Origin of the sequence: Oceaniserpentilla sp. 4NH20-0058 (assembly GCF_040371755.1) — a bacterium.
GTDB lineage: Bacteria > Pseudomonadota > Gammaproteobacteria > Pseudomonadales > Oceanobacteraceae > Bermanella.
This window is the reverse complement of the sequence record NZ_BAABWE010000010.1, coordinates 45,473-67,637: the sequence shown is the minus strand read 5'-3', so window position 1 is coordinate 67,637 and position 22,165 is coordinate 45,473. Positions and strand designations below refer to the sequence as shown.

Sequence of the window (22,165 nt, the reverse complement as noted above, 5' to 3'; positions counted from 1 at the left end):
ATGAGGCATAACGCTCAATTATGATCTAGTCTAATTGAAGGAAGGTAGGTGGATTTTACTCATGATTGATAGGGTTGCTTAGTGCATTTATGAATCTTAAAGGCCGCAAAATACTGTTGGTAGACGACTTTGTTTCTATCCGTAAAACCATCAAAAAAGAGCTGCTTTTATCAGGTGCTCAGCAAGTAGATGAAGCCTCGAATGGCGATGAGGCACTTAAACTAATAGCTGATATTAAATACGATGCTATTTTGTCTGACTGGAATATGCCAAAGAAAAACGGCATAGAGATGCTAAAAATCATCCGAGCCGATAAAGAACACTACAATCTACCGGTTATGTTGATAACCGCGGAAACCGACCGTGAAATGGTTACTGAAGCCATACAACATAAAGTGAATGACTTTTTAGTGAAGCCATTTACCATGCAATTATTAATGGAACGCTTAGAGCTTTTATTGCAAGGCAAGTTTGCTTCAGCGCAAGAAATTAAAGCATTGTTAGATACCCCATTGAATAGTGAGGTTTTAGGATTAGCAGACGAGCAAGTTCACTTCGAAAAAGCCACGATTATGGTGGTGGATGATAATTCAGATAATTTAGATATCATTGTTGGCGCATTAAAAGGCAAGTGTCAGGTTAAGCCTGCGAATAGTGCCACGGTGGCCAGAAAAATACTTGAAAAATTTTCAATCGATTTGATTCTTCTAGATATCATGATGCCAGACGAAGATGGCTATCAATTTTGTGAATGGATTAAAAATCAAGATAAACTCAAAGACATACCTGTATTATTCTTAACAGCAAAAGATCAGCCGAATGACATTGCAAAAGGGTTGATGATGGGGGCTGTCGATTATGTTACCAAACCAGTCCATCCGGTTATTTTAAATGCACGAGTGAAGACCCATTTACAGCTAAAATTAAGAGCAGATCGTTTGCGTAAGCAAAATGTGTTATTGCAAAAAACAGTGAAACAAAAAGAAGACGCTGATCGAATGATGCAGCATGATTTGCGTAATCCACTGCAAGCGATTTTATTGGCTACAGAAAATCAAAGTACAGCGAATATCAGTAAAGATACAAAAGAACTGATATCAAGTGTTCGAGAAAGTACATATCAAGCATTAGATCAGGTAGATCAAACTCTAACAATTGCGAGGCTTGAGCGCGGTAAACAAACAATCAATCGTATTGATATTAAATTGGATGCGTTTATTGAAAAATTTAGAAAGCCCATGGATTTATTAGCCGAAAGCCATAAAGTAAAAGTCCGATGGGATGTGGATTTTTTAGCAAGTGAAATTATCAATATCGACCCATTATTTGGACAGAATCTATTATCGAATTTAATTCGTAATGCCATCGAAGCTAGTGATATAGGTCATGTTGTACATGTAGGGTATGACCCTGCTAGCCATACATGGACTATAAAAAATCCAACCGAAGTCCCTAAAGAAATTCGATCAAATTTTTTTGAAAAGTATTCAACTTTTGGAAAAAGCGAAGGCAATGGTTTAGGCACTTATATGGCGAAGCTCTTGGCTCATGCACACAATGGAAAGATTAGGCTTAAATCATCAAGTGAATGCACTGAAATAGACGTGGTTATTGGTGAGCCTGTAGGGCCCAACTCATGAGGTCATATATGGTAAATCACATTCATAAATATAGTCTTTTATTAGTGCTTCTTTTAGTAGCGGAATTGGCTTTATCGAAACCTTGGTTTCCACTAGAAGTGGATGTTTGGAATCCACCCTTCAATACGTCTAATAAACGCTCGATACAAATGTATACGCCATTAAATAAAGCAAAAGAACCTTGGAAGATTTGCGTTTCCATTCCGCATTTAAAGGATGCTTACTGGATGGTTGTAAATTTCGCATTAATTGAAGAGGCAAAGCGTTTAGGGGTACGTATGCGAATTAATGAAGCAGGTGGATACGATCATATTGAAATACAACGGGAGCAAGTAAAGCAATGCATGGCATCTGGGGCTGATGGCTTAATACTCAGTGCAACGGATGCTAGTGGATTAAATGATTTGATCGAACTATATACCCAAAAGGGTATCCCTGTGATTGATTTAATTAATGGTGTGACATCAAAGCAAATTACAGCAAGGGCTGCAGTTAAATATTTTGATAACGCATATTTGACGGGGAATTATTTAAAAAGGCGCGTAGCAGGACTAAAAAAAAATGTTTTGTGGTTGCCAGGGCCAAAAGGTCCAAGCTGGTCTCGATCTGCGGATGATGGATTTAAACAATCTATTATGAACAGTTCGCTAACTGTAGTGGAGACTCTTTGGGGGGATACCGGAAAAGAGAAACAAAGCGAGTTGATTTTGCAGGCTTTATCATACTATAAGAATATTGATTACATAGTCGGTACCAGTGTGAGCAGTGACGCAGCGGTTGGTATTATTAAAAAAATGAGTCTAGAAAAACCTATAGAAGTATTGTCGTATTATTATGATCCTACTGTGCATCGTAACATTTCAAGAGGTTATATAGTTGCTGGGGGATCAGATCAGCAAGCTACACAAGCAAAAATAGCAGTGGATATGCTGGTAAGAAGTTTAGAGGGAAAACTTAAAATAAAACATGCAGGTGCAAGAGCCATAATGGTAGATAAGGATTCATTTTCTGAGTTTGATTCTAATACTTCAATTCCTCCTAAAGGATTTAGACCCGTTTTTAGTTTAAGGGATTGGGTTAAATAATTATGGGTCTTATATTAAATTCAAAATTATTTCAGTATAAGTGGCTAGTTCCAATCGCCTTATTTTCATTTGGATTTTTTGTTTCACTTATCTTGCGAAATACGCTAATGGAGCAAGTGGAGGCTCGTTGGCAAGATGAAGCTCGTCATCGAGCCACCTGGCTTTCAAGTATCACTTTAGATTGGGTTTCTGAAAGTTACTCTGCGTTATCTGGTATGGGCGTGTTATATGAAAACTCCAATAATGTTAACGAGTCTGAATTTTTTCACGCCTATGATTCTATTGAATCCAGATCTTTTGCCTTTTTTTTAGATGAAATGATGATCGCTAAAATCAATCCAGAAAAAAGTAATTTTAATACGGTTATTGGTCTGTCTAATCCTTCTGGTAACATTCAACTTAATCAAAGAGTTGAAGATAGCAAAATTAACAAAGCTATTACTAATGCAAAAAAACGTTTTGGTCAGGTGGTGGTGTCGCAACCATTTATGAATGATACAAAAGATATTATCAGCTATGCGGTGTTGATGGTTCATGCGCCTCAGTTTGATATAGCCATTGTTGGCCATCTTAACTTTTCGGATATTCTTACAAGCCTTAAATCAATGCACCTGCCTGAAGGTGTATCTTTAGAATTATCAGGGCGGTTTATTGAAACAGAAGGGGAATTAGAGCCAGTAATAATTTTGGCATCAGGTCAAGATTTTCCTGAGTATAGTACCATTGATAGAACCATAAGTGGTAGCGTTGATTTAACTCTAAGCTGGCATTTTTCTCATGAATATAATGGTGGCGTGAATCGAAAATTAGCAAATGTTTTCTTCATAATGGGAATTGTTATCTCAGTCTTAATATCATTCATTGTATCAGCAATAATGAGTCAAAATAGAAAAATAAATGAAAAGGTAAGGTTGTCTACAAAAGAGTTAAAAGCCGGAATAGAGCGATTTGAAGTCTTATTTTATAACTCTCCACTACCCATGATTATCATAGATGAGGGAAGATTTTTAGATTGTAATTTAGCTACGGCTAAAGCATTAGGGTATTCAACTAAAGAAGAGTTTTTAAAGTTAACGATTGCCGAAATATCTCCAGAGTTCCAATTTGAAGGTAAACGATCTGATGAGATGACGGCAGAAATATTAAAAAAGATGGAGAAAAAAAGAGATATTGAGTTTGACTGGAAGCATATAAATATAAAGGGTGAAATAGTTCCTTTTAGTGTTCATCTATCCAAGATTAATTTAAGCGGTAAAGATGTACTGCTTTCCAGTTGGTATGACTTATCTGAACGTGAGCAAACTCTAAATAGGATTAAAGATTTACAAACTCAAACCAGTAGTATACTAAATTCGGTGGTCGATGCTGTGATCATGGTGGATTCTAAAGGCTCAGTTATTCAGGTGAATCAGGCCTTTACAAGTATTTTTGGTATTGAAAAAGACGACATGATTGGCGGCAATATTAATCGCATTATGCCTGAGCGATATCATGTTAATCATCAAAACGATGCACTGAACAGATCGATAGATACTGACTTTAGTCGTTCAAGGATCGTGGGTAGTCGAGTGGAATTTGAAGCACTACGAGCAGATGGCTCTGAGTTTCCTATTGAACTGGCGGTGTCCACATTAAAAAGAAATGATGGTTTATTTTATGTAGCTGTTATCCAAGATTTAACTGAATCTTATCGTCATAAAGAGCAATTAAAAGCACTTTTTAAAGCCCTGCCTGTTGGAGTGACATTAATATCACCAACAGGTGCAATTTTAGAATCAAATGCCATTAGTGAGGAAATTTTAGGGATTTCGGCAGATGAACATAAGGCCAGAGAACTCGCTTCAAAAGAATGGCGCATAATAGGTGATGATGGGAAAATTCTACCAATTGAACAATATCCTGCAAGTATTGCATTGAGAACAAATAAAGTGGTTAAAAATGTGGTAATGGGGGTTTACCGCCCACAAGGTGATCTTGTTTGGATCAGTACCAGTGCCGCCCCTTTAGGTGTAAACGCAGAAGGTGGCGTAGCTGTTGTTTTTGAGGACATTAGTATTCGTAAAGAAGCTGAGCAAGCATTACTAAAAGCCAAGGAAACCGCAGAACAAGCTACGCAGGCAAAGTCTGATTTTTTAGCCAATATGTCCCATGAAATTCGCACACCTATGAATGCTATTATTGGTATGAGCCATTTGGCACTTCAAACTGATCTTAATAGAAAGCAACAAAGTTACATCGAAAAAGTACATCGCAGTGCGGATTCATTGTTGGGAATTATTAATGATATTTTGGATTTCTCAAAAATTGAAGCAGGTAAGATGACACTTGAGAAAGTGCCGTTTTTCATGAACGATGTATTTGATAACTTTACTAATTTAGTCGGTTTGAAAGCTGAAGAGAAAGGCGTTGAACTGCATTTGGATTTAAAACCTGAAACCCCAGCAGCATTTATTGGTGATGCGCTTAGGTTAGGGCAAATATTAGTGAACTTAGGTAATAATGCCGTTAAGTTTACTCAAGCGGGTGGGGAAGTGGTAGTGAAATTACGGAGTAACGTGATATCAGGTAATACCACTAAACTTAATTTTTCCGTTAAAGATAACGGAATCGGTATGACTCAAGATCAGCAAAAAAAGTTGTTTAAATCGTTCAGTCAAGCGGATACCTCTACCACCCGAAAATACGGTGGAACGGGGTTGGGTTTGGTGATTTGTAAAAATTTATCCGAACTAATGGGCGGGGATATTACGGTTACCAGCGAAAAAGATCACGGCAGTGAATTTTCGTTTAGCGTGATATTGGAAATACAAAAAGATCAGACACCAAGGGTGAAACCTGTATCAGAAAAGTTAAATGACTTAAAAGTTCTGATTACAGATGATAATACCACCGCACGTGAGATACTTTCGGGCATGTTGGCATCTTTTGGTTTTCGCGTAGATCAAGCGGGTTCTGGAGAGTCTGCTATTGCCTTGTTAGAAGCCGCTAATGACACCTCACCTTATCAATTGGTTTTGGTGGATTGGCAAATGCCCGGTATGGATGGTGTCGATACTGTAAGAGAAATTCAAAACAGTCCATCCCTCACCAATGTACCAATGGTCATAATGGTAACTGCTTATGGTCGCGAAGAAGCGAGTCATGCAGCAAAAGGTTTAGACGTAACTGGTTTTTTAACCAAGCCAGTGACCCCCTCAACTTTATTGGACAGCATCATGATGGCCATGGGTGAGCAGGTGACAAATACGCGGGCTTCTCTGGATATGGATATGGTCGATTCGTACATTGCGATGCTACGTGGCGCTAAAATTTTATTAGTTGAAGATAACGAAATGAATCAAGACTTAGCCACAGAAGTACTTGAAAAATACGGCATGTCAGTGGTAGTAGCGGACCATGGGCAAGAAGCATTGGAAATTTTAGATGTTGAAACTTTTGATGGTGTGTTGATGGACTGCCAAATGCCCATTATGGATGGCTACACAGCTACAGCAGAAATTAGAAAAATCAAAAGGCTTGAAAACATACCAATTATTGCCATGACAGCCAATGCTATGGTGGGGGATAAAGAAAAAGCCGTATCAGCAGGGATGAACGATTATATATCTAAACCCATCAATTTTAATAAAATGTTTCAAACTATGTCCACTTGGATTACACCAGAAAATCCAATTGCTGAGGGGATTGAAATTCCCATTTCATCTGTTGATGATATTAATGGGGTTGATTTATCCAGTATCGTAATAGATGGAATTGATGTTGAAAGGGGGTTGCAAACCACGCAAGGCGATCAGGCGTTATACAATAAATTAATACATCGCTTTATAGAAGGGCAATCAAACTTTTATCAAGAGTTTACTTCGGCTATTGAAGTTAAAGATAACGAACTCTCAACACGCTTGGCTCATACTTTAAAAGGAGTGGCGGGTAATTTAGGTGCTTTAGAATTAATGAAGAGTGCTGAAAAACTCGAACACGCTTGTGTGAACAATACACTGAATGGCACAACTGATGAGCTTATCATAATTACCATAAAACAATTGGATAAATTAATTTTTAGCTTGAATAAGGTTGTCGCATTAATCAATGAGAAAAACGCAGAGCAAATCCACCGTCCTGCAATTGATGTAAATGTGGCTCTTGAAAAATTAAAAACTTTACTTGAAGACTATGACACAGAAGCGGCGGATTTAATTTACGATTTAGAATCATTGCCAGAAATAGCGGCCTTCACCGCAACCTTTAGGGCATTATCAAAAGCTATATCAGGTTATGACTTTGATGAGGCATTGGATCAATTAAACAAACTGATCGAGCAGTTTGAGTCAAACTAATTGAGGATAAAATATGGATAATGCAAAAAAAATCAATTTACTCGTGGTAGACGATACGCCAGAAAATATTGATATTTTAAGCGGCGTGTTGCGTAAAGAGTACAAAGTAAAAGCGGCCTTAAATGGCATGAAAGCTTTATCAATCGCATCACAAGAGCCTAAACCAGATCTTATTTTACTGGATATTATGATGCCAGACATGGACGGCTACCAAGTCTGCGAAGCATTAAAAGCCAATCCATTTACTAGTCATATCCCTGTTATTTTTATAACCGCGAAAAGTGAAGAAAAAGATGAAGAATTAGGCTTAAAATTAGGTGCCGTTGACTACATTACAAAACCGATTACCCCAGCTATTGTGCTAGCGCGAGTGAAAACTCATTTGGCTCTGTATAATCAAAATCTTGCACTAGAAGATAAAGTTCGCCAACGCACTGAAGAATTGCATCACACCCGTTTAGAAATCATTGAGCGCTTAGGGCGCGCGGCTGAATTTAAAGATAATGAAACAGGGTTACATGTGATACGCATGAGTCACTACTCAAGAATCATCGCTTCACAAATGGACTTTGATGATGAATGGGTTGACCTAATCTTTCATGCTGCTCCCATGCACGATGTAGGGAAAATAGGTATACCTGAAGCCATATTATGTAAACCCGGTGGTTTGGATAATGAAGAATGGCAAACAATGAAAAGCCACCCTGAAATTGGTGCGGATATTATCGGTGACCATGATGACAAGTTGTTGCAAACCGCAAGAGAGATAGCCTTAACCCACCATGAAAAATGGGACGGTTCAGGTTACCCAAATGGATTAAAAGAAGGGGATATTCCGCTATCAGGAAGAATCATTGCTGTGGCCGATGTGTTTGACGCGCTCACCACAAAACGTCCATATAAAGAAGCCTGGCCAGTTGAAAAAGCACTATCATTAATCAAAGAATCATCAGGCCAGCATTTTGATCCGCACATAGTCGAAATATTCTTAAGGTGTTTGCCAAAAATTTTAGAGATCAAAGAAAAATTTGGCGAACCAGATGCTAAGGTAGAGTCGATATAAAAAATCGACTCCGACCTATGCTGCGTGTTTACTTAGATTAAACTGCGGTATTACGATTTATTGCCCCAAATTTTTGCCACGGCACGATCGGTGCCTAACGTGCCCACCACAAAGCCAACAAACCCTACTAGACCAAACACCACCACAGGAATTAAAAATCCCTTATCTTCTGCGCCCCAAGATAACAGGCAGACGCTGCTTGCTAACACTGAAAACAAAAACGACATGACAATTAATATTGTACGGTGGGACGCTTTATAAACCACAGGGTCATCCCCTGATTCGAATACGTCTAATATAGGGGCGAAGGCTTTTCTTAGCACGTCTTTCATGATGCTCTCTTTTATTAAAGGGTATCGGCGACCGCAAAAGTACGTTCTCGGTTGTGGCCAATATCTAAATCTTCAATTTGCTGCTTTAACCAAGCGTGGGCTTGGGTAGAGGCATGATAAGGATGCCAAATTATGTGCAAGTTGAAGGTGTCTAATTTCATGGGTAGCGACAATATCTTCAAGGGTAACTTGGTAGCATACATGTGAGCAATGCTTTTAGGGGTCACTAATAGATAATCACTTTGTGATATTAAGATAGGGGCCATCAGAAAATTCGGGGAAGAAAGGCTCACATTACGGGCTAAATCATTCTGAGCTAGCCATTGATCTACCATCCCAGAATGCTGACCACCGGACACCCAAACCTGACGGCATGATAAAAACTGATCTAACTCGATGGTATCCCCGTAATCCTTACTAAGCGCGCTGACGACGCACACTAACTCATCGGTATGCCAAAGGTTACCTCGTAATTGGCTGGGTAGGCTATTAAATCGGCCAATGGCGAAATCATAGGTGCCATCTTCTAATTGCGAAACGGGAATATCGGGCGATAGCTCGTGTATTTCGATTTTGATGTTAGGAGCCACCGCATTCACATGTTCAATTAAAGGCTGTAACAATAACAGTTGAACATAGTCGGTAGTGGCAATGTGGAACGTGCGTGCATCAGTTAAAGGATCAAAATCCGGTATGGGCGCTAAACTGTGTTCGATGGCTGTTAATGCAGAACGGATAGGGTGCTCAAGCTTAGTGGCCTTGGGCGTCGGCTGCATACCTTTACTGGTGCGCACTAATACTGGATCATCCAGTAGTTTGCGCAATCGATTTAGTGTATTACTCATGGCAGGTTGCGAAAGAGACATGCGGTCTGCTGCTTTGCTCACATTACGTTCAAGCATGAGAGCATCAAAGGCGCGAAGCAGGTTTAAATCGAAGTTATTGATATTCATGGTGTGAATAGTACCATTCAAACTATCAATTTCACAAATAAGTAGCAAATGGCTATTTTAGCCCCCGTTTAACTAGAATCAATCGAGCACATAGAAAATGACAGATTTTAAAGCCCCATTACGTGATATTGAATTTGTACTGAATGAATTAATAGATGTACAAGGTCACTACGAAGGCCTAAATCTACAGGACATCAATAAAGAATTAACCGATGCCGTACTTACTGAAGGGGCTAAATTCGCTGAAACAGCCCTAGCACCATACAATCGCAGTGGCGATGAAGAAGGTATTACATTCGAAAATGGCGAAGTAACCACGCCAACAGGCTTTAAAGAAGCTTATCAGCAGTATTGCGATAACGGTTGGGCATCAATGACGTCTAACCCAGAATTCGGCGGTCAGGATCTTCCTAACTCATTAGCGACACCTATTCATGAAATGATCATGGCTGCTAACTTGTCATGGCGCATATACTCTGGTCTAACTGAAGGTGCGACTCTGGCTATTGATAAACATGGCGATCAAGCTCTTAAAGATATGTACCTTGAGAAAATGATCACAGGCCAATGGGCAGGCACCATGTGTTTGACCGAGCCTCACGCCGGTACTGACTTAGGTATTCTTCGCTCTAAAGCTGAACCAAATGCCGATGGTAGCTACGCCGTTTCTGGTACTAAAATCTTCATTTCTGGTGGCGAGCACGACATGGCAGAGAACATTATCCATCTTGTTCTTGCTAAACTTCCAGATGCCCCAGGTGGCTCTAAAGGCATCAGCTTGTTCCTTGTGCCTAAATTCCTACCAGATGCCAACGGTAACCCAGGTGAGAAAAACACCTTAAGCTGTGGTTCAGTTGAACACAAAATGGGCATCAAAGGTGCTGCTACTTGTGTGATGAACTTTGAAGGCGCGAAAGGCTTCATCGTAGGTGGTGATCACAAAGGTCTAGCGTGCATGTTCACCATGATGAACGACGCTCGTTTCCAAGTAGGCCTGCAAGGTCTTGGTATTGCTGAAATGGCGACTCAAGGTGCATTAGAATATGCCCGTGACCGTATCCAAACTCGTTCACTTTCTGGCCCTAAATTCCCAGAAAAAGCCGCTGACCCAATTATTGTTCACCCAGACGTACGTCGCATGTTGTTAACGCAAAAAGCGTTAACTGAAGGCAGCCGTATGCTAGCTTACTACACAGCTAAAATGCTTGATAACGAGCGCTTCCTAACCGACGAAGCGGAAGAAAAAGCCAATGCGAAAAAATTAGCGTTCTTCATTCCTATTGTTAAATCTTTCCTGACTGATATGTCGCAAGAAGTAGCGAGCATAGGCGTTCAGGTTTACGGTGGTCACGGCTTTATTCGTGAGTGGGGTATGGAGCAGCTAATGCGTGATTCACGTATCTTGATGCTTTATGAAGGCACTAACGGTATTCAAGCACTTGATTTCATCAGCCGTAAAGTGCTGGGTGATGGCGGTACGGTATTGTCTTCTATGGCAGACGAAATCGACGCATTTGTGGCAGCAAACTCAGGTTCTGCATTAGTTGAAAAACTAGGCGCTGGTAGCAAGCAATGGCGTGAACTGCTTCAGTTTATTCTAGAAGCCACTAAGAATGACCCAGAAGAGATCGGTGCGGTATCGGTCGATTTCCTTCAGTTCTCTAGCTACCTGCTATTGGCTTACTTCTGGGCGCAAGCCGCTGTTACTGCACAAGCTAAATTAGATGCGGGCAGCACAGAACTTGATTTCTACAAAGGTAAAATTCATACAGCTGAATTCTACTTTGCACGTATTCTTCCTCGTGCCGATATGCATGCAAATGCGCTGTTGTCTGGTGCAAACAACTTGATGGACATTACGTCTGAGATGTTTGCGTAATACGATAATACGTTTAAGTTACTTGTTCTAACCCGCCGGCTTGCTGGCGGGTTAGTCGTTAAGCCTCGAGGATTCCATGTCTAATAATACTAACTCCGGATTTTTATTTGCCACCTGCCAGAACGTACTTTGTGAAGTGGGTTCATCTTTGCGTATTGGTGAAATTGTTACTGAACAAGGTTACAAGTCAGTTTTGTTTGTAACTGACCCAGGTATCGCCAGCTTAAACTTGCACCAGTCAACCATTGAAGGTCTGCAAAAAGCGGGCGTCGAAGTGACGGTATACGATGAGGTACAAGCAGATCCACCAGAGTCTATTATTTTTGCAGCTCTAGAGTGCGCCAAAAAAGCCAATGCAGAAGTGGTTATTGGTTTTGGTGGTGGTAGCTCTATGGACGTGGCGAAACTGATTGCCTTCCTAGCCCATCCAGAGTGTTCGCAAACTCTTGCGGATATTTACGGCGTGAATAATGCGAAAGGTCAGCGTTTACCTTTGATTCAAGTACCGACTACAGCGGGTACGGGTTCAGAAGTGACTCAGGTGGCCATCGTCACCACGGGTGAAACCACTAAGATGGGTTCGGTTAGCCCAATCTATCTTCCGGACTACGCTATTTTAGATGCAGGTCTAACCGTTGGTTTACCACCACACGTAACGGCTGCAACCGGTGTGGATGCCATGGTTCATGCCATTGAATCTTACACCAGCGCCATTAAAAAGAACCCAATGTCTGACCTACTAGCTAAAGAAGCCTTAAAGCTTATGGGTGCGAACATTCAAACGGCGGTGCATAACGGTAAAGACCTTGGTGCTCGTCAACAAATGTTGTTCGGTGCTATGTTGGCAGGTCAAGCGTTTGCTAACTCGCCAGTGGCTGCAGTTCATGCCTTGGCTTATCCGCTAGGTGGACATTTCCACATTCCTCACGGTTTAAGTAACTCGTTGGTTCTGCCGCATGTATTGCGTTTTAATATTTCTGAAGCGGCTGACATGTACGCAGAGCTTGCACCTTACACATTCCCAGATGTGGCATTCGAAGGTAGCTCAGAAGAAATTGCAGAGCAATTTATCGTTGAAATGGAAAAACTGATCAAAGACCTTGGCCTACCAATGACATTAAAAGAAATGGACATTGAAGAGTCTTTCCTTCCAACACTGGCTAAAGACTCTATGTTGCAAGAACGTCTATTGATGAACAATCCAAGACCTGTTTCTTACGACGACGCGCTGGCCATTTACACAGCCGCTTATCAATAAGCCAATAGGAAAATATTATGTCTGGTACAAGCCGTAGCGATTACGCTTATTTTAAAGACATCACCACCCGTTGGATGGATAACGATGTTTATGGTCACGTGAATAACGTGACTTATTATTCTTACTTTGACACAGCCGCAAACAGCTACCTAATTGAAGAAGGTGGTCTGGATATTAATAACAGTGAAATTGTCGGTTTTGTTGTGAACAGTGGTTGTAACTACACAAGCTCTATTGCATACCCTGATCAAATTGAAGCAGGTTTGCGTGTTGACCGTATTGGTAACTCTTCGGTTCAGTATGGCATTGCCATTTTCAAAAAAGGTGAAGAAGAGTCTTGTGCAAATGGTCACTTTGTTCACGTATTTGTAGACAAAGCCTCCAATAAATCGGTTTCTATTCCTGAACAAATGCGTGCAGCATTAACCAAAATTTTGCGTGAAAAGGTAGAGTCATGAGCGACGTAGTAAATTACCAAGTACAAGGCGACATTGCAGTACTAACCCTAAACTCAGCGCCAGTGAATGGCTTGGGCCATGCACTGCGCAGTGCCATTCAAGCAGGCTTTGATCAAGCCATCGCAGACGATGCAGTAAAAGCCATCGTTATTGCATCTGCCCACAAAATCTTTTGTGCTGGTGCTGACATTAATGAATTTTCTTCTGACAAGCGTTTTGCAAAACCAGAACTGCCTTGGTTGACCACTTACCTAGAAGCGTCTTCAAAGCCAATCGTGGCCGCCATTAACGGCGCAGCACTTGGTGGCGGTTTAGAATTAGCATTGGTATGTGATTATCGCGTGGCATCACCAGCGGCTAAGTTCGGTTTGCCAGAAGTAAGCCTTGGTATTCTACCCGGTGCCGGTGGTACTCAGCGTCTGCCACGTTTTATTGGTGTTGAAAAATCGTTAGAAATGATTGCGACCGCTAAAATCATTGGTGCAGATGCAGCGCTAGAACTTGGTTTAATTGATGCAGCCTTGCCTGCTGAAAACTTCTTAGAAGCCGCCATTGAATTTGCAAACAAATTAGTAGCCGACAATGCACCAGTTAAAACTTGTGCGGATATGGACGTAAGCAAGGAGGGAGTAAACGACGCAACGTTTGATGACTTTCGTGCCTCTATCGCTCGCAAAACTAAAGGCTACTTTGCCCCTGAACAATGTATTCAAGCAGTAAAAGCATCGACTGAACTTTCTTTGGCTGATGGCCTTAAAAAAGAAACGGAATTGTTCGAACTATGCAACGACACGCCGCAAGCACGCGCACAACAACATGTATTCTTTGCACAACGTGCCATTAGCAATATTCCTGGTTTAGATAAATCTGTAGCACCACGTGATATTAAAACCGTGGGTATTATCGGTGCAGGCACCATGGGTGGCGGTATCGCCATGAACTTTGCTAATGCCGGTATTCCCGTTGTACTACTTGAAGTAAAACAAGAATTCCTAGATCGTGGTCTTGCGAACATTCGTAAAAACTACGAAGTAAGCGTGAAGCGTGGCAAGCTAACTGAAGCCCAATTAGAAACTAACATGGGCTTAATTAGCGGCAGCTTATCTTACGATGACCTTTCTGATGTGGACCTTGTGATCGAAGCCGTATTCGAAAACATGAACATCAAAAAAGAAGTGTTCGCCAAACTAGACGAAGTATGTAAGCAAGGTGCTATTTTAGCTACCAACACGTCATACCTAGACGTTGACGAAATTGCAGCACAAACCAAGCGCCCACAAGACGTTATTGGTTTACACTTCTTTAGTCCAGCTAACGTAATGCAGTTACTTGAAATTGTTCGTGCCACTAAAACAGCAGACGACGTACTGCTAACGACACTAAAAACGGCACAAAAGATTCGTAAGATTCCTGTGATCTCTGGCATTTGCTGGGGCTTCATTGGTAACCGTATGTTTGAACCGTACGGCCGTGAATCGACTCGCATGGTGCTTGAAGGCGCTACCCCTGCACAAGTAGATAAAGCATTAACTGATTTTGGTTTTGCAATGGGCTTCTTGTCGGTAATCGACTTAGCTGGTATCGACGTTGGTTTCTTTGCCCGTGAAGGCATTCGTGAGCAATTAGCACACGACCCTAGCTATCAAGTTATTTGTGATAAATTAAATAACTTAGGTCGCTTCGGACAGAAAACCAGCCGTGGTTTCTACATCTACGAAGGTCGTGATCGCATTGAAGACCCAGAAGTCGTTGAGCTTGCACAAGCAACGGCGCAAGAGCTTAATGTTGCACAACGTGAAGTATCAGCTGAAGAAGTGATCGAGCGTACCATGTACTCCATGATCAACGAAGGCGCACGTATTCTAGAAGAAGGCGTAGCGTACCGTTCAAGCGATATCGATTTAGTCTTCTTGAATGGTTACGGCTTCCCTGGTCACCGTGGTGGCCCAATGCAATACGCTGATGAAGTGGGTCTAGACAAAGTACTAGAGCGCATTCGCTTCTACCAAGCAGAACTTGGCGAACATGGTAAAAACTGGTTTGAGCCAGCACCGTTACTGGTTAAGTTAGCGCAAGAAGGTAAGTCATTTAAAGATTATGAAGTAAAATAAGTTTTACTTTTTAAGTTTAAATGGAAAACCCAATCACGGAAGTGGTTGGGTTTTTTTGTGGGGTTTGAAAATGTAGCGGCGCACCTGTGTTCCCCGCGAACGAAGTGTAGCCAAAGAGTATGATAAGTGTTTTGCGCATGTACGTTATTCTTAGATTGTTAATTATTTAAGATTTTTCAATCTGGCTAACCAAAGCCAGTACGGTTTTTTTTCTCGGGGTACGTAGTTCCCGCACGCAGTGAGATCCCGAACCCTGCTTCGCGGCAACCCACGAGCCGCTCTCATAGAGTAATCGGGACGATTTGGTTGTAGCGGCCCGTGAATGCCGCATTTTGTTATCGGTACGGGTCTTGTCTACGGTTGGTTCTGAAGCAATGTGGGAGGGTGCTTGCACGCGATTTAGGTTTCTGGCGTTAATTGAAATATATTTCAAAATAAAGGCTTTTTTCATGAATTTAGCGTCGAAAAGTTAATATTGTCAAACAATGGCAAAACGCGCATATTCATGATTAAAATACTAACTTTATTTAGATTAGGAAATATTTCAATGTCAGAAGAATCATTTTCAATCGATATTCAAATCGAAAATAGTCCAAGTGAGGTTTTTTCTGCTCTAACTGTAAATATAGATCGATGGTGGACGAAATATTCAAATACGGGTTCAAAAAATGGAGATACGCTAAAGGTAGAGTTTGAAGGTGATACTGCTTGGGTTATGGAGCTTCAAGGAGTTCAGGAAAATTCTAAATTATCATGGAGTGTTATATCTGCACATCACAATCTATCTTCGTTAAGAAAAACAGATGAATGGAAAGGAACGAACATTCAGTGGGAAATCGACAAAACAGAATCTGGCTGCATTGTAAAACTCACCCATAATGGCCTTATTCCTTCATTAGAGTGTTATGAAATTTGTAATAATGGCTGGCAATATTTCCTAGGCAGCCTTAAACAGTTTTTAGAAACAGGCGAAGGTTATCCTTTTGGTTAATAAACTTTCAAAACACACAATTAACAAGTCAGGTTGAATTTCTGGGTTGGACTGTTACTGCGTAGCAGCTGAAACTTGAGGCGTTAGAAAAAGCTGATTAGCCCATACATTGAGCCTATCGATCCTACCATTTTTAATCCGCCCTATTATTTTCTTCAAAGTGTTCTCAAATACTGGTGCCTTTCCCCTTCAACAAGAGCCTGATTACATTCGTGCCAATGGTGCAATGCTTGGAATATCCGATTTCATGGTGTCTTGGTGTTAGGCCCTAGACTCAAATAGCAGTTAGTTAAGTGGTGCCTAATGGGTGTATTTGGTAAGCTTGGGAGCTTATTGTTTGAGCCGCTGAGTACCAGAGATGCCATTAGAAATTGCCTTATATGTTGGGATAATCGCTGCCTTTGGCGGTGGTTTATTCGTGATGCAGCGTCAATTTAGTCAGCAGCGCCAAACTTTTATGGCGGAAAAGCAGGTCTTTGAACAAAACCTGCAAGATATGAAAACAAGCCAAGAACAATACCGCAATGACCTACAGCAGGCTCAAACCCAGTTGGCGCTAAAAGAGAGCCACATACAGCACTCTGAGCAACAGCTCTCTCAAGCCCAGCAACAGCTTAGTCAAACTCAGATTCAATTAGATCAACACCGTGAACAACTGCAAAGTGCTCAAGGGCAATTGAAGCACCAGCAAGCCACATTGGAGCAACGCCAGCTTGATGTGCAAAAGCTAAATGAAAAAGAGGCAGCAATTGAGCAGCTCAATCAGCACATTAGTAATTTGAAAACACGGCTTAATCAAGAGCAAGTAGAGCGGCAAAAAGACCAACAAAACCTAGAAGAAAAGCTAGAACTGCTTAAAGCCAATAAAACTCAGCTTAGCCAAGAGTTTGAAAATTTATCAAATAAAATATTTGAAGAGAAAAACCAGCAATTCAAACAAACATCGCAAGAAGGCTTAAGTAATTTACTTAATCCCTTTAAAGAGCAGCTTGAAGGGCTCAAGAAAAAAGTGGATGACGCTTACGTTGAAGAAGGCAAAGATAGAGCTGCACTAAAAGCTCAGATAGGCGAGTTACATAACTTAAATAAACAAATTACTGAGGAAGCAGCGTCACTGGCCAGAGCCTTAAGAGGTGAAAAGAAGACCCAAGGTAATTGGGGTGAGTTAGTACTTGAAACCGTGTTAGAGAAATCCGGACTGCGCCAAGGTGCGGAATACGTTCGTGAAAAAAGCATCAACAATGAAGAGGGCGTACGTTATCGCCCTGATGTCATTATTAATTTACCTGAAGGTAAGCATCTTGTTGTGGATGCAAAGGTTTCGTTGAATGCCTATACCGATTACATTAATGCTGAAAATGAAGCAGACCGCATCAGCTACTTAAAACAACATGTTGACGCTGTTCGCATGCATATTAAAACATTATCAGAAAAGTCCTATGCAGAATTGCCCGATTTACAAAGCCCAGATTTTGTATTTATGTTTATGCCTATAGAACCTGCTTTTATGGTGGCGTTTGAACACGATGATAAGTTATTTAACGATGCATTTGAAAAACGTATTGTGGTGGTGACACCCACAACATTACTGGCCAGTTTGCGCACAGTAGCTAGTTTGTGGAGTATAGAGCGTCAAAATACCAGTGCTAAAAAATTAGCGGATCAAGCAGCAAAAGTACACGATAAGTTAGTAGGTTTTGTAGAAAGCATGGAGAAGGTAGGAAGCCAATTACAAACTGTTCAAGGTACTTATGATAAAGCATGGGGCCAATTGAAAGAAGGGCGCGGCAATTTAATTAGCCAAGCTCATAAATTCAAAGACTTGGGTGTACGGACTAAAAAAGAGTTATCAGCGACGATTACAGAGTCCTCAGAATTGGAATTTGAAGATGAGAACACTGAAGTTCGCACGACTAAGTCCATTAGTGAAAACACTGAAAACCAAGTAGAGTTTGAATTGAATAACTAGTAAACCACTATAAAAGGATACTCATGGCTAGCCATTTAACCGAAAAGGAAGGTAATTCTATCATCGATCAAAAACGCTTTGCGTTTATTGAATTGATGCTTATTTGGGAAGGCCGAATACAAATTAAACACATTTCCTCACAATTTGAATTGAGTGAAAAACTAGCAAAACATATTCTGCAAAAATACAAGAATCTGTATCCAGATAACTTACTGTACCAAGGCTCAAATGATTGTTATCAAGTAACACAAAGTATGGTGGCTCAATTTTCAAGTGGCAGCTTGCAAGAGTACATGCAGATTATGGGTGGTAATGATAATGTATCTAGCTTAGAGCTGCCCAACCGTAATTTACAGCCTGAAATTATCCGTCCGATTTTACAAGCCATTCGAGAACAGAGACGTTTACAGATGGGTTATGCGTCTGTTTCAGCGCCAGAGTTTTCCATGCGAGTTATTCAACCACACCATCTTGTATTTGATGGTATGCGCTGGCATGTTCGAGGATTTTGTGAAAAAAACCAAGATTATCGTGATTTTGTTTTAAGTCGCTTTCAATCCCCCACCCCAGCTGAACTACTTAATGATGCCGACCATTTTGATCTTCAAGACGAAGCGTGGAATACACTTTTAAGTGTAAGCTTTATGCCTGACCCAAGATTAGATGATAATCGTGCAAGAATTATCGCCTTAGATTACGATATGGAAAAAGCCCTAAAGGGTTACCGTAAAACCATGAAGGTAAGGCAGGCATTATTAATGTATTGGGTGCAACGTATGGGCTTGAATCAATACAATAATAATCCTCAGGCTCAGCAAATTATTTTAACCCCTGAAAGTGAGCAAATGCTAAAAGAGTATCTACCTTGATATATAAGCCTCTTTGTTCATTTTAGTATTTAATAGTTAAGCTTTTTTCTGATTTAATTTATCACATTGTTTTAGGCAGGAAGCCCTTTGTTAGTAATGGTAGAGATTCATTACTGAAAAGAATTGGGGTGTATTTGAACGGTGGCGCTTTATTCTTTGGGAATAAATAAATGCGCCACGCACGTTATAATTCGTTTAGGATTCTGTTTCTGCCATTGCCTGTTTTAACGCAGGGCTAGCTTCAGCTCGGTCAAATGCTTCTTGAATCGCTGCGGCGCGCTCAACTTGAAATTGACGAAACTCTGGATGAGTAAATATATAAAACTCATTATTGGTTAGGCCTTCTACAACGCGATTAGCTGCCAATTCGGTATCAATACCGGACATAACGTCTTCTTTGTTATCTGTAAATGCAGTGCGCTCTTTTACTGCTTTTTCAAAATCAGATGCGCCACCAAAACGATCAGGACGATTGCGCGCACTGTCATATATACCGGTTTTTACAAACCCTGGGCACAATACTGAAACTTCAATATTGTCTTTTGCAAACTCAGCGCGCCAGCTTTCACTTAAGCTTACTACGGCCGCTTTTGTTGCGCAGTATGCACCGCCATACGCTACACCAAGTACACCGGCCATGGACGCTACATTCATGATATGGGCACCTTCACCGTGTGCTTTCATGTGGGAAAAGAACGCTTTACAGCCAAAAACGACACCCATTAAATTCACATCAAGTAACCAGCGCCAATCTTTTTCTTTAGAGCTGGATAAACTGCCCACAACAGATACACCAGCGTTGTTCATTACAAAATGGACATTACCAAATACAGAAGTGGTTTTATTAACGGCCACTTCCCATTGTTCGGCTAGGGCTACGTCCAGTTCGACGCAATCTACATTAAATCCTTCTTGACGTAATACAGCTGTGGATTCAGCTAGCTTGCTGGCATTGATATCAGCGAGCATAATATTCATGCCTTCTTTGGCTAAGGCTCTTGCAGTATGAAAGCCAATGCCATCAGCGGCACCGGTGATAAATGCCGTTTTGCCCTTTAAATTATTCATGTTGAACTATTCCTTTTGTGAATGGCGGGTCTATATGAAGCTCAAATTTGGAATGACCCTGCTGTAATTGTTTTTATTTTGTGATTTTTATCAGTAAATCCTAGCTGCATCAAAGTATCAAGAAAAACACTTTTCCATGAATAGAATTTTAAATTACAAGGGTTTTATGATGGGTATATTTCTAAGGTTGTGATTGCTTTTGTGGGTGGTAAAAACAGTTAATGAAATTAAGTTTAAATTATTAGGGTTAGTTTTTTCAATTGGATCGTTTTTTTGATTATTGCTTGGCTTAATTGTTAATGGCCACTTGGTCTTTTAATTCAGCGATAAAGTTTACTTATAGGTACCCATGTTTTGTGCGAATGGAATACGAGCCATTTAAGTGGAAGGATTGCAGTCTATAGAGCTTGCTGTAAGGCGATGCCCTTGATTTGTGCGTAGACGGGTTGCCAAAGTTGAATCTTGAGCCGAGCAAACGAATAGGCTGATATCTCACTTAATAAATATTGGCCTTCAATGTTTAATTGAATGAGATATTGTTGGTTTTGGGTTTGTTCTATACGGCTGACTTTTCCATGTAAGATATTCATGATGCTGCTGTCTTTAGCAGGGGTTAAGGACAAACTAACATCACTGGCGGCTATACAAAGGCGTAACTGGGTTTCATGGGACGAGAGCTCCCCTAATGGTAAGCGCAGGGTTTGCTGGCCAATGGCACAATGCAGTAGCCCCTCATTATGGTTTGAGCTTGGTTGGGTATGCAATATGCTGCTTTTACCTAAACCATAAAAGGGATGGCTATCGTCTTGAAGGATATCCATTAAGGGTTTGGCTGGCATTGCCAACGTGCTATCACCTTGTTTTTCTAACATAATGACATGATCAGCCAATGTCAGAACCTCATGTATATCATGGGTTACATACAAAACAGGCAGCCGCCATTGGCTGTTTAAGCGTTTAATATAGCCCATAACATCTTGTTTGCTTTGCCAGTCCAGTGAAGCTAAAGGCTCATCTAAAATCAATAATTTGGGTTTACTTAGAATGGCGCGCGCAAGTGCTACTCGTTGTGCTTGACCGCCACTGAGTTGCGAAACGTTGTGGCTCAGTATGTCTTGTACTTGTAATGTGCTAATGCAGGTTGCCCAATCTTCATGAGTTGCATCCGAGCGCTCAAATGCAAAACGTAGGTTTTGCTCTACGTTCATGTGGGTAAACAGTTGTCCGTCTTGAAATACCATGGCAACGTTACGTTGATGACACGGCATGGCCAAACCTGCTTGTTTGTCGAGCCAATACTCTACATGCTGTTGGTTATGCCATGTGATGCGACCATCAGGGTGCTCTAAGCCACAAAGGCTTCTGAGTAAATGGGTCTTACCAATGCCACTTTGTCCAAAAATTACATGAGTACTGGGTGATGACCAATTAACATCAATATTACAGGCCAGCTTGAAGTGGCCTTTTTGCAATTGAAACTCTAATGCTAACTTCACAACACACCTACCTTGTTGCGGCTACGGCTAGCATAGATAAATGTCAGCATAATAAATGAAATGCCTAGCAGTAACGCAGATAACAAATGAGCTTCGCTGTATTCAAGGGATTCTACTTGCTCAAATATTTTAATTGAGATCACCTGAGTTTCCCCCGGTATATTGCCGCCAATCATTAATACCACACCAAATTCTCCTAGGGTATGGGCAAAACCTAAAGTGGCGGCACTGATGTAAGCGGGTTTGGCAAGTGGAAGAATGATATTTTTAAATCCGTCATAAAAATTTGCGTTTAATGTATAGGCCACCTCTAAAGGTTTTTTTCCTATTAAACTAAAACCATTTTGTAATGGTTGCACCACAAACGGCAGGCTATAAATAATAGAGCCAATTAATAAGCCTGTGAAACTAAATGCAAGAGTGTGGCCGCCCCACATATTTGCGATCCAGCCCCCCGGACCTTGTGGTCCAAGTGCGATCAATAAATAAAAGCCTAATACCGTTGGCGGTAAAACAAGGGGTAAGGCAATGATAGCTTCTAATAAAAACTTCGCTTTAAACTGGCTATGGGCCAAAAACCAAGCAATGGGTGTGGCAATAATAATTAAAATAAGTGTACTTAAAAAAGCCAGTTTGAAGGTTAATAGTAAGGCGTCCAT

General features: G+C 40.9%; 16 protein-coding genes. 11 read left to right on the top strand and 5 right to left on the bottom strand.

From position 1 onward, the window contains the following. The first annotated feature begins 89 nt into the window (after positions 1 to 89). From ABWV45_RS13260 to ABWV45_RS13245, 4 genes are read left to right on the top strand one after another with little or no spacing between them, the layout of a single operon-like run. Positions 90 to 1,640, top strand: coding sequence for a response regulator (locus tag ABWV45_RS13260; protein WP_353352196.1), 1,551 nt, complete (start codon positions 90 to 92; stop codon positions 1,638 to 1,640). Positions 1,641 to 1,648: 8 nt separating this feature from the next. Then, entirely contained in the window at positions 1,649 to 2,725 is a 1,077-nt protein-coding gene (gene torT, locus ABWV45_RS13255) for a TMAO reductase system periplasmic protein TorT (protein WP_353352195.1), read from the top strand. A gap of 2 nt (positions 2,726 to 2,727) precedes the next feature. Beyond that, positions 2,728 to 7,059, top strand: coding sequence for a response regulator (locus ABWV45_RS13250; protein ID WP_353352194.1), 4,332 nt, complete (start codon positions 2,728 to 2,730; stop codon positions 7,057 to 7,059). A 13-nt stretch (positions 7,060 to 7,072) separates the two neighbouring features. Next, complete coding sequence (locus ABWV45_RS13245) at positions 7,073 to 8,122, top strand: HD domain-containing phosphohydrolase (protein ID WP_353352193.1); 1,050 nt, start codon at positions 7,073 to 7,075, stop codon at positions 8,120 to 8,122. 50 nt (positions 8,123 to 8,172) lie between these two features. Here the strand turns inward: ABWV45_RS13245 and ABWV45_RS13240 are convergent, their stop codons facing one another. Both ABWV45_RS13240 and ABWV45_RS13235 read right to left on the bottom strand, forming a co-directional pair. After that, positions 8,173 to 8,454, bottom strand: coding sequence for a hypothetical protein (locus ABWV45_RS13240; protein ID WP_353352192.1), 282 nt, complete (start codon positions 8,452 to 8,454; stop codon positions 8,173 to 8,175). A gap of 14 nt (positions 8,455 to 8,468) precedes the next feature. Beyond that, positions 8,469 to 9,407 (bottom strand): LysR family transcriptional regulator, encoded by a 939-nt coding sequence (locus tag ABWV45_RS13235; protein WP_353352191.1) that lies wholly within the window; start codon positions 9,405 to 9,407, stop codon positions 8,469 to 8,471. Positions 9,408 to 9,504: 97 nt separating this feature from the next. Between ABWV45_RS13235 and ABWV45_RS13230 the strand changes: the two genes are divergently transcribed. The 7 genes from ABWV45_RS13230 to ABWV45_RS13200 all read left to right on the top strand — a co-directional run bounded on the left by ABWV45_RS13230 (position 9,505) and on the right by ABWV45_RS13200 (position 18,942). Beyond that, positions 9,505 to 11,286 (top strand): acyl-CoA dehydrogenase C-terminal domain-containing protein, encoded by a 1,782-nt coding sequence (locus ABWV45_RS13230; RefSeq protein ID WP_353352190.1) that lies wholly within the window; start codon positions 9,505 to 9,507, stop codon positions 11,284 to 11,286. A 76-nt stretch (positions 11,287 to 11,362) separates the two neighbouring features. Next, on the top strand, positions 11,363 to 12,544 hold the full coding sequence (locus tag ABWV45_RS13225) for an iron-containing alcohol dehydrogenase (RefSeq protein WP_353352189.1): 1,182 nt from the start codon (positions 11,363 to 11,365) through the stop codon (positions 12,542 to 12,544). Positions 12,545 to 12,561: 17 nt separating this feature from the next. After that, positions 12,562 to 13,002: an acyl-CoA thioesterase gene (locus ABWV45_RS13220; protein WP_353352188.1), complete on the top strand. Its 441-nt coding sequence runs from the start codon at positions 12,562 to 12,564 to the stop codon at positions 13,000 to 13,002. Further along, on the top strand, positions 12,999 to 15,113 hold the full coding sequence (locus ABWV45_RS13215; protein ID WP_353352187.1) for a 3-hydroxyacyl-CoA dehydrogenase NAD-binding domain-containing protein: 2,115 nt from the start codon (positions 12,999 to 13,001) through the stop codon (positions 15,111 to 15,113). The genes ABWV45_RS13220 and ABWV45_RS13215 overlap by 4 nt, the downstream gene beginning before the upstream one ends. A gap of 547 nt (positions 15,114 to 15,660) precedes the next feature. Further along, entirely contained in the window at positions 15,661 to 16,104 is a 444-nt protein-coding gene (locus ABWV45_RS13210) for an SRPBCC family protein (protein ID WP_353352186.1), read from the top strand. A 358-nt stretch (positions 16,105 to 16,462) separates the two neighbouring features. Beyond that, complete coding sequence (locus ABWV45_RS13205; RefSeq protein WP_353352185.1) at positions 16,463 to 18,073, top strand: DNA recombination protein RmuC; 1,611 nt, start codon at positions 16,463 to 16,465, stop codon at positions 18,071 to 18,073. A 23-nt stretch (positions 18,074 to 18,096) separates the two neighbouring features. Further along, entirely contained in the window at positions 18,097 to 18,942 is an 846-nt protein-coding gene (locus ABWV45_RS13200; RefSeq protein WP_353352184.1) for a helix-turn-helix transcriptional regulator, read from the top strand. 195 nt (positions 18,943 to 19,137) lie between these two features. Here ABWV45_RS13200 and ABWV45_RS13195 read toward each other — a convergent pair whose 3' ends face one another. From ABWV45_RS13195 to modB, 3 genes are all read right to left on the bottom strand, one after another. Beyond that, entirely contained in the window at positions 19,138 to 20,010 is an 873-nt protein-coding gene (locus ABWV45_RS13195) for an SDR family NAD(P)-dependent oxidoreductase (protein ID WP_353352183.1), read from the bottom strand. Positions 20,011 to 20,408: 398 nt separating this feature from the next. Continuing rightward, positions 20,409 to 21,506 carry a molybdenum ABC transporter ATP-binding protein gene (locus tag ABWV45_RS13190; protein ID WP_353352182.1) on the bottom strand — a complete coding sequence of 366 codons (1,098 nt, stop codon included), beginning with the start codon at positions 21,504 to 21,506 and terminating at the stop codon, positions 20,409 to 20,411. After that, entirely contained in the window at positions 21,503 to 22,165 is a 663-nt protein-coding gene (gene modB, locus ABWV45_RS13185) for a molybdate ABC transporter permease subunit (protein WP_353352181.1), read from the bottom strand. Before modB ends, ABWV45_RS13190 begins: the two co-directional genes overlap by 4 nt.

Excerpts from the sequence above, each read along its gene's own strand:
- ABWV45_RS13250 (WP_353352194.1), top strand. The coding sequence starts at position 2,728 with ATGGGTCTTATATTAAATTCAAAATTATTTCAGTATAAGTGGCTAGTT.
- ABWV45_RS13235 (WP_353352191.1), bottom strand. The coding sequence starts at position 9,407 with ATGAATATCAATAACTTCGATTTAAACCTGCTTCGCGCCTTTGATGCT.
- ABWV45_RS13225 (WP_353352189.1), top strand. The coding sequence starts at position 11,363 with ATGTCTAATAATACTAACTCCGGATTTTTATTTGCCACCTGCCAGAAC.
- ABWV45_RS13245 (WP_353352193.1), top strand. The coding sequence starts at position 7,073 with ATGGATAATGCAAAAAAAATCAATTTACTCGTGGTAGACGATACGCCA.
- ABWV45_RS13200 (WP_353352184.1), top strand. The coding sequence starts at position 18,097 with ATGGCTAGCCATTTAACCGAAAAGGAAGGTAATTCTATCATCGATCAA.
- ABWV45_RS13210 (WP_353352186.1), top strand. The coding sequence starts at position 15,661 with ATGTCAGAAGAATCATTTTCAATCGATATTCAAATCGAAAATAGTCCA.
- ABWV45_RS13215 (WP_353352187.1), top strand. The coding sequence starts at position 12,999 with ATGAGCGACGTAGTAAATTACCAAGTACAAGGCGACATTGCAGTACTA.
- ABWV45_RS13260 (WP_353352196.1), top strand. The coding sequence starts at position 90 with ATGAATCTTAAAGGCCGCAAAATACTGTTGGTAGACGACTTTGTTTCT.
- ABWV45_RS13195 (WP_353352183.1), bottom strand. The coding sequence starts at position 20,010 with ATGAATAATTTAAAGGGCAAAACGGCATTTATCACCGGTGCCGCTGAT.
- ABWV45_RS13230 (WP_353352190.1), top strand. The coding sequence starts at position 9,505 with ATGACAGATTTTAAAGCCCCATTACGTGATATTGAATTTGTACTGAAT.
- ABWV45_RS13220 (WP_353352188.1), top strand. The coding sequence starts at position 12,562 with ATGTCTGGTACAAGCCGTAGCGATTACGCTTATTTTAAAGACATCACC.
- modB (WP_353352181.1), bottom strand. The coding sequence starts at position 22,165 with ATGGACGCCTTACTATTAACCTTCAAACTGGCTTTTTTAAGTACACTT.
- ABWV45_RS13240 (WP_353352192.1), bottom strand. The coding sequence starts at position 8,454 with ATGAAAGACGTGCTAAGAAAAGCCTTCGCCCCTATATTAGACGTATTC.
- torT (WP_353352195.1), top strand. The coding sequence starts at position 1,649 with ATGGTAAATCACATTCATAAATATAGTCTTTTATTAGTGCTTCTTTTA.
- ABWV45_RS13205 (WP_353352185.1), top strand. The coding sequence starts at position 16,463 with ATGCCATTAGAAATTGCCTTATATGTTGGGATAATCGCTGCCTTTGGC.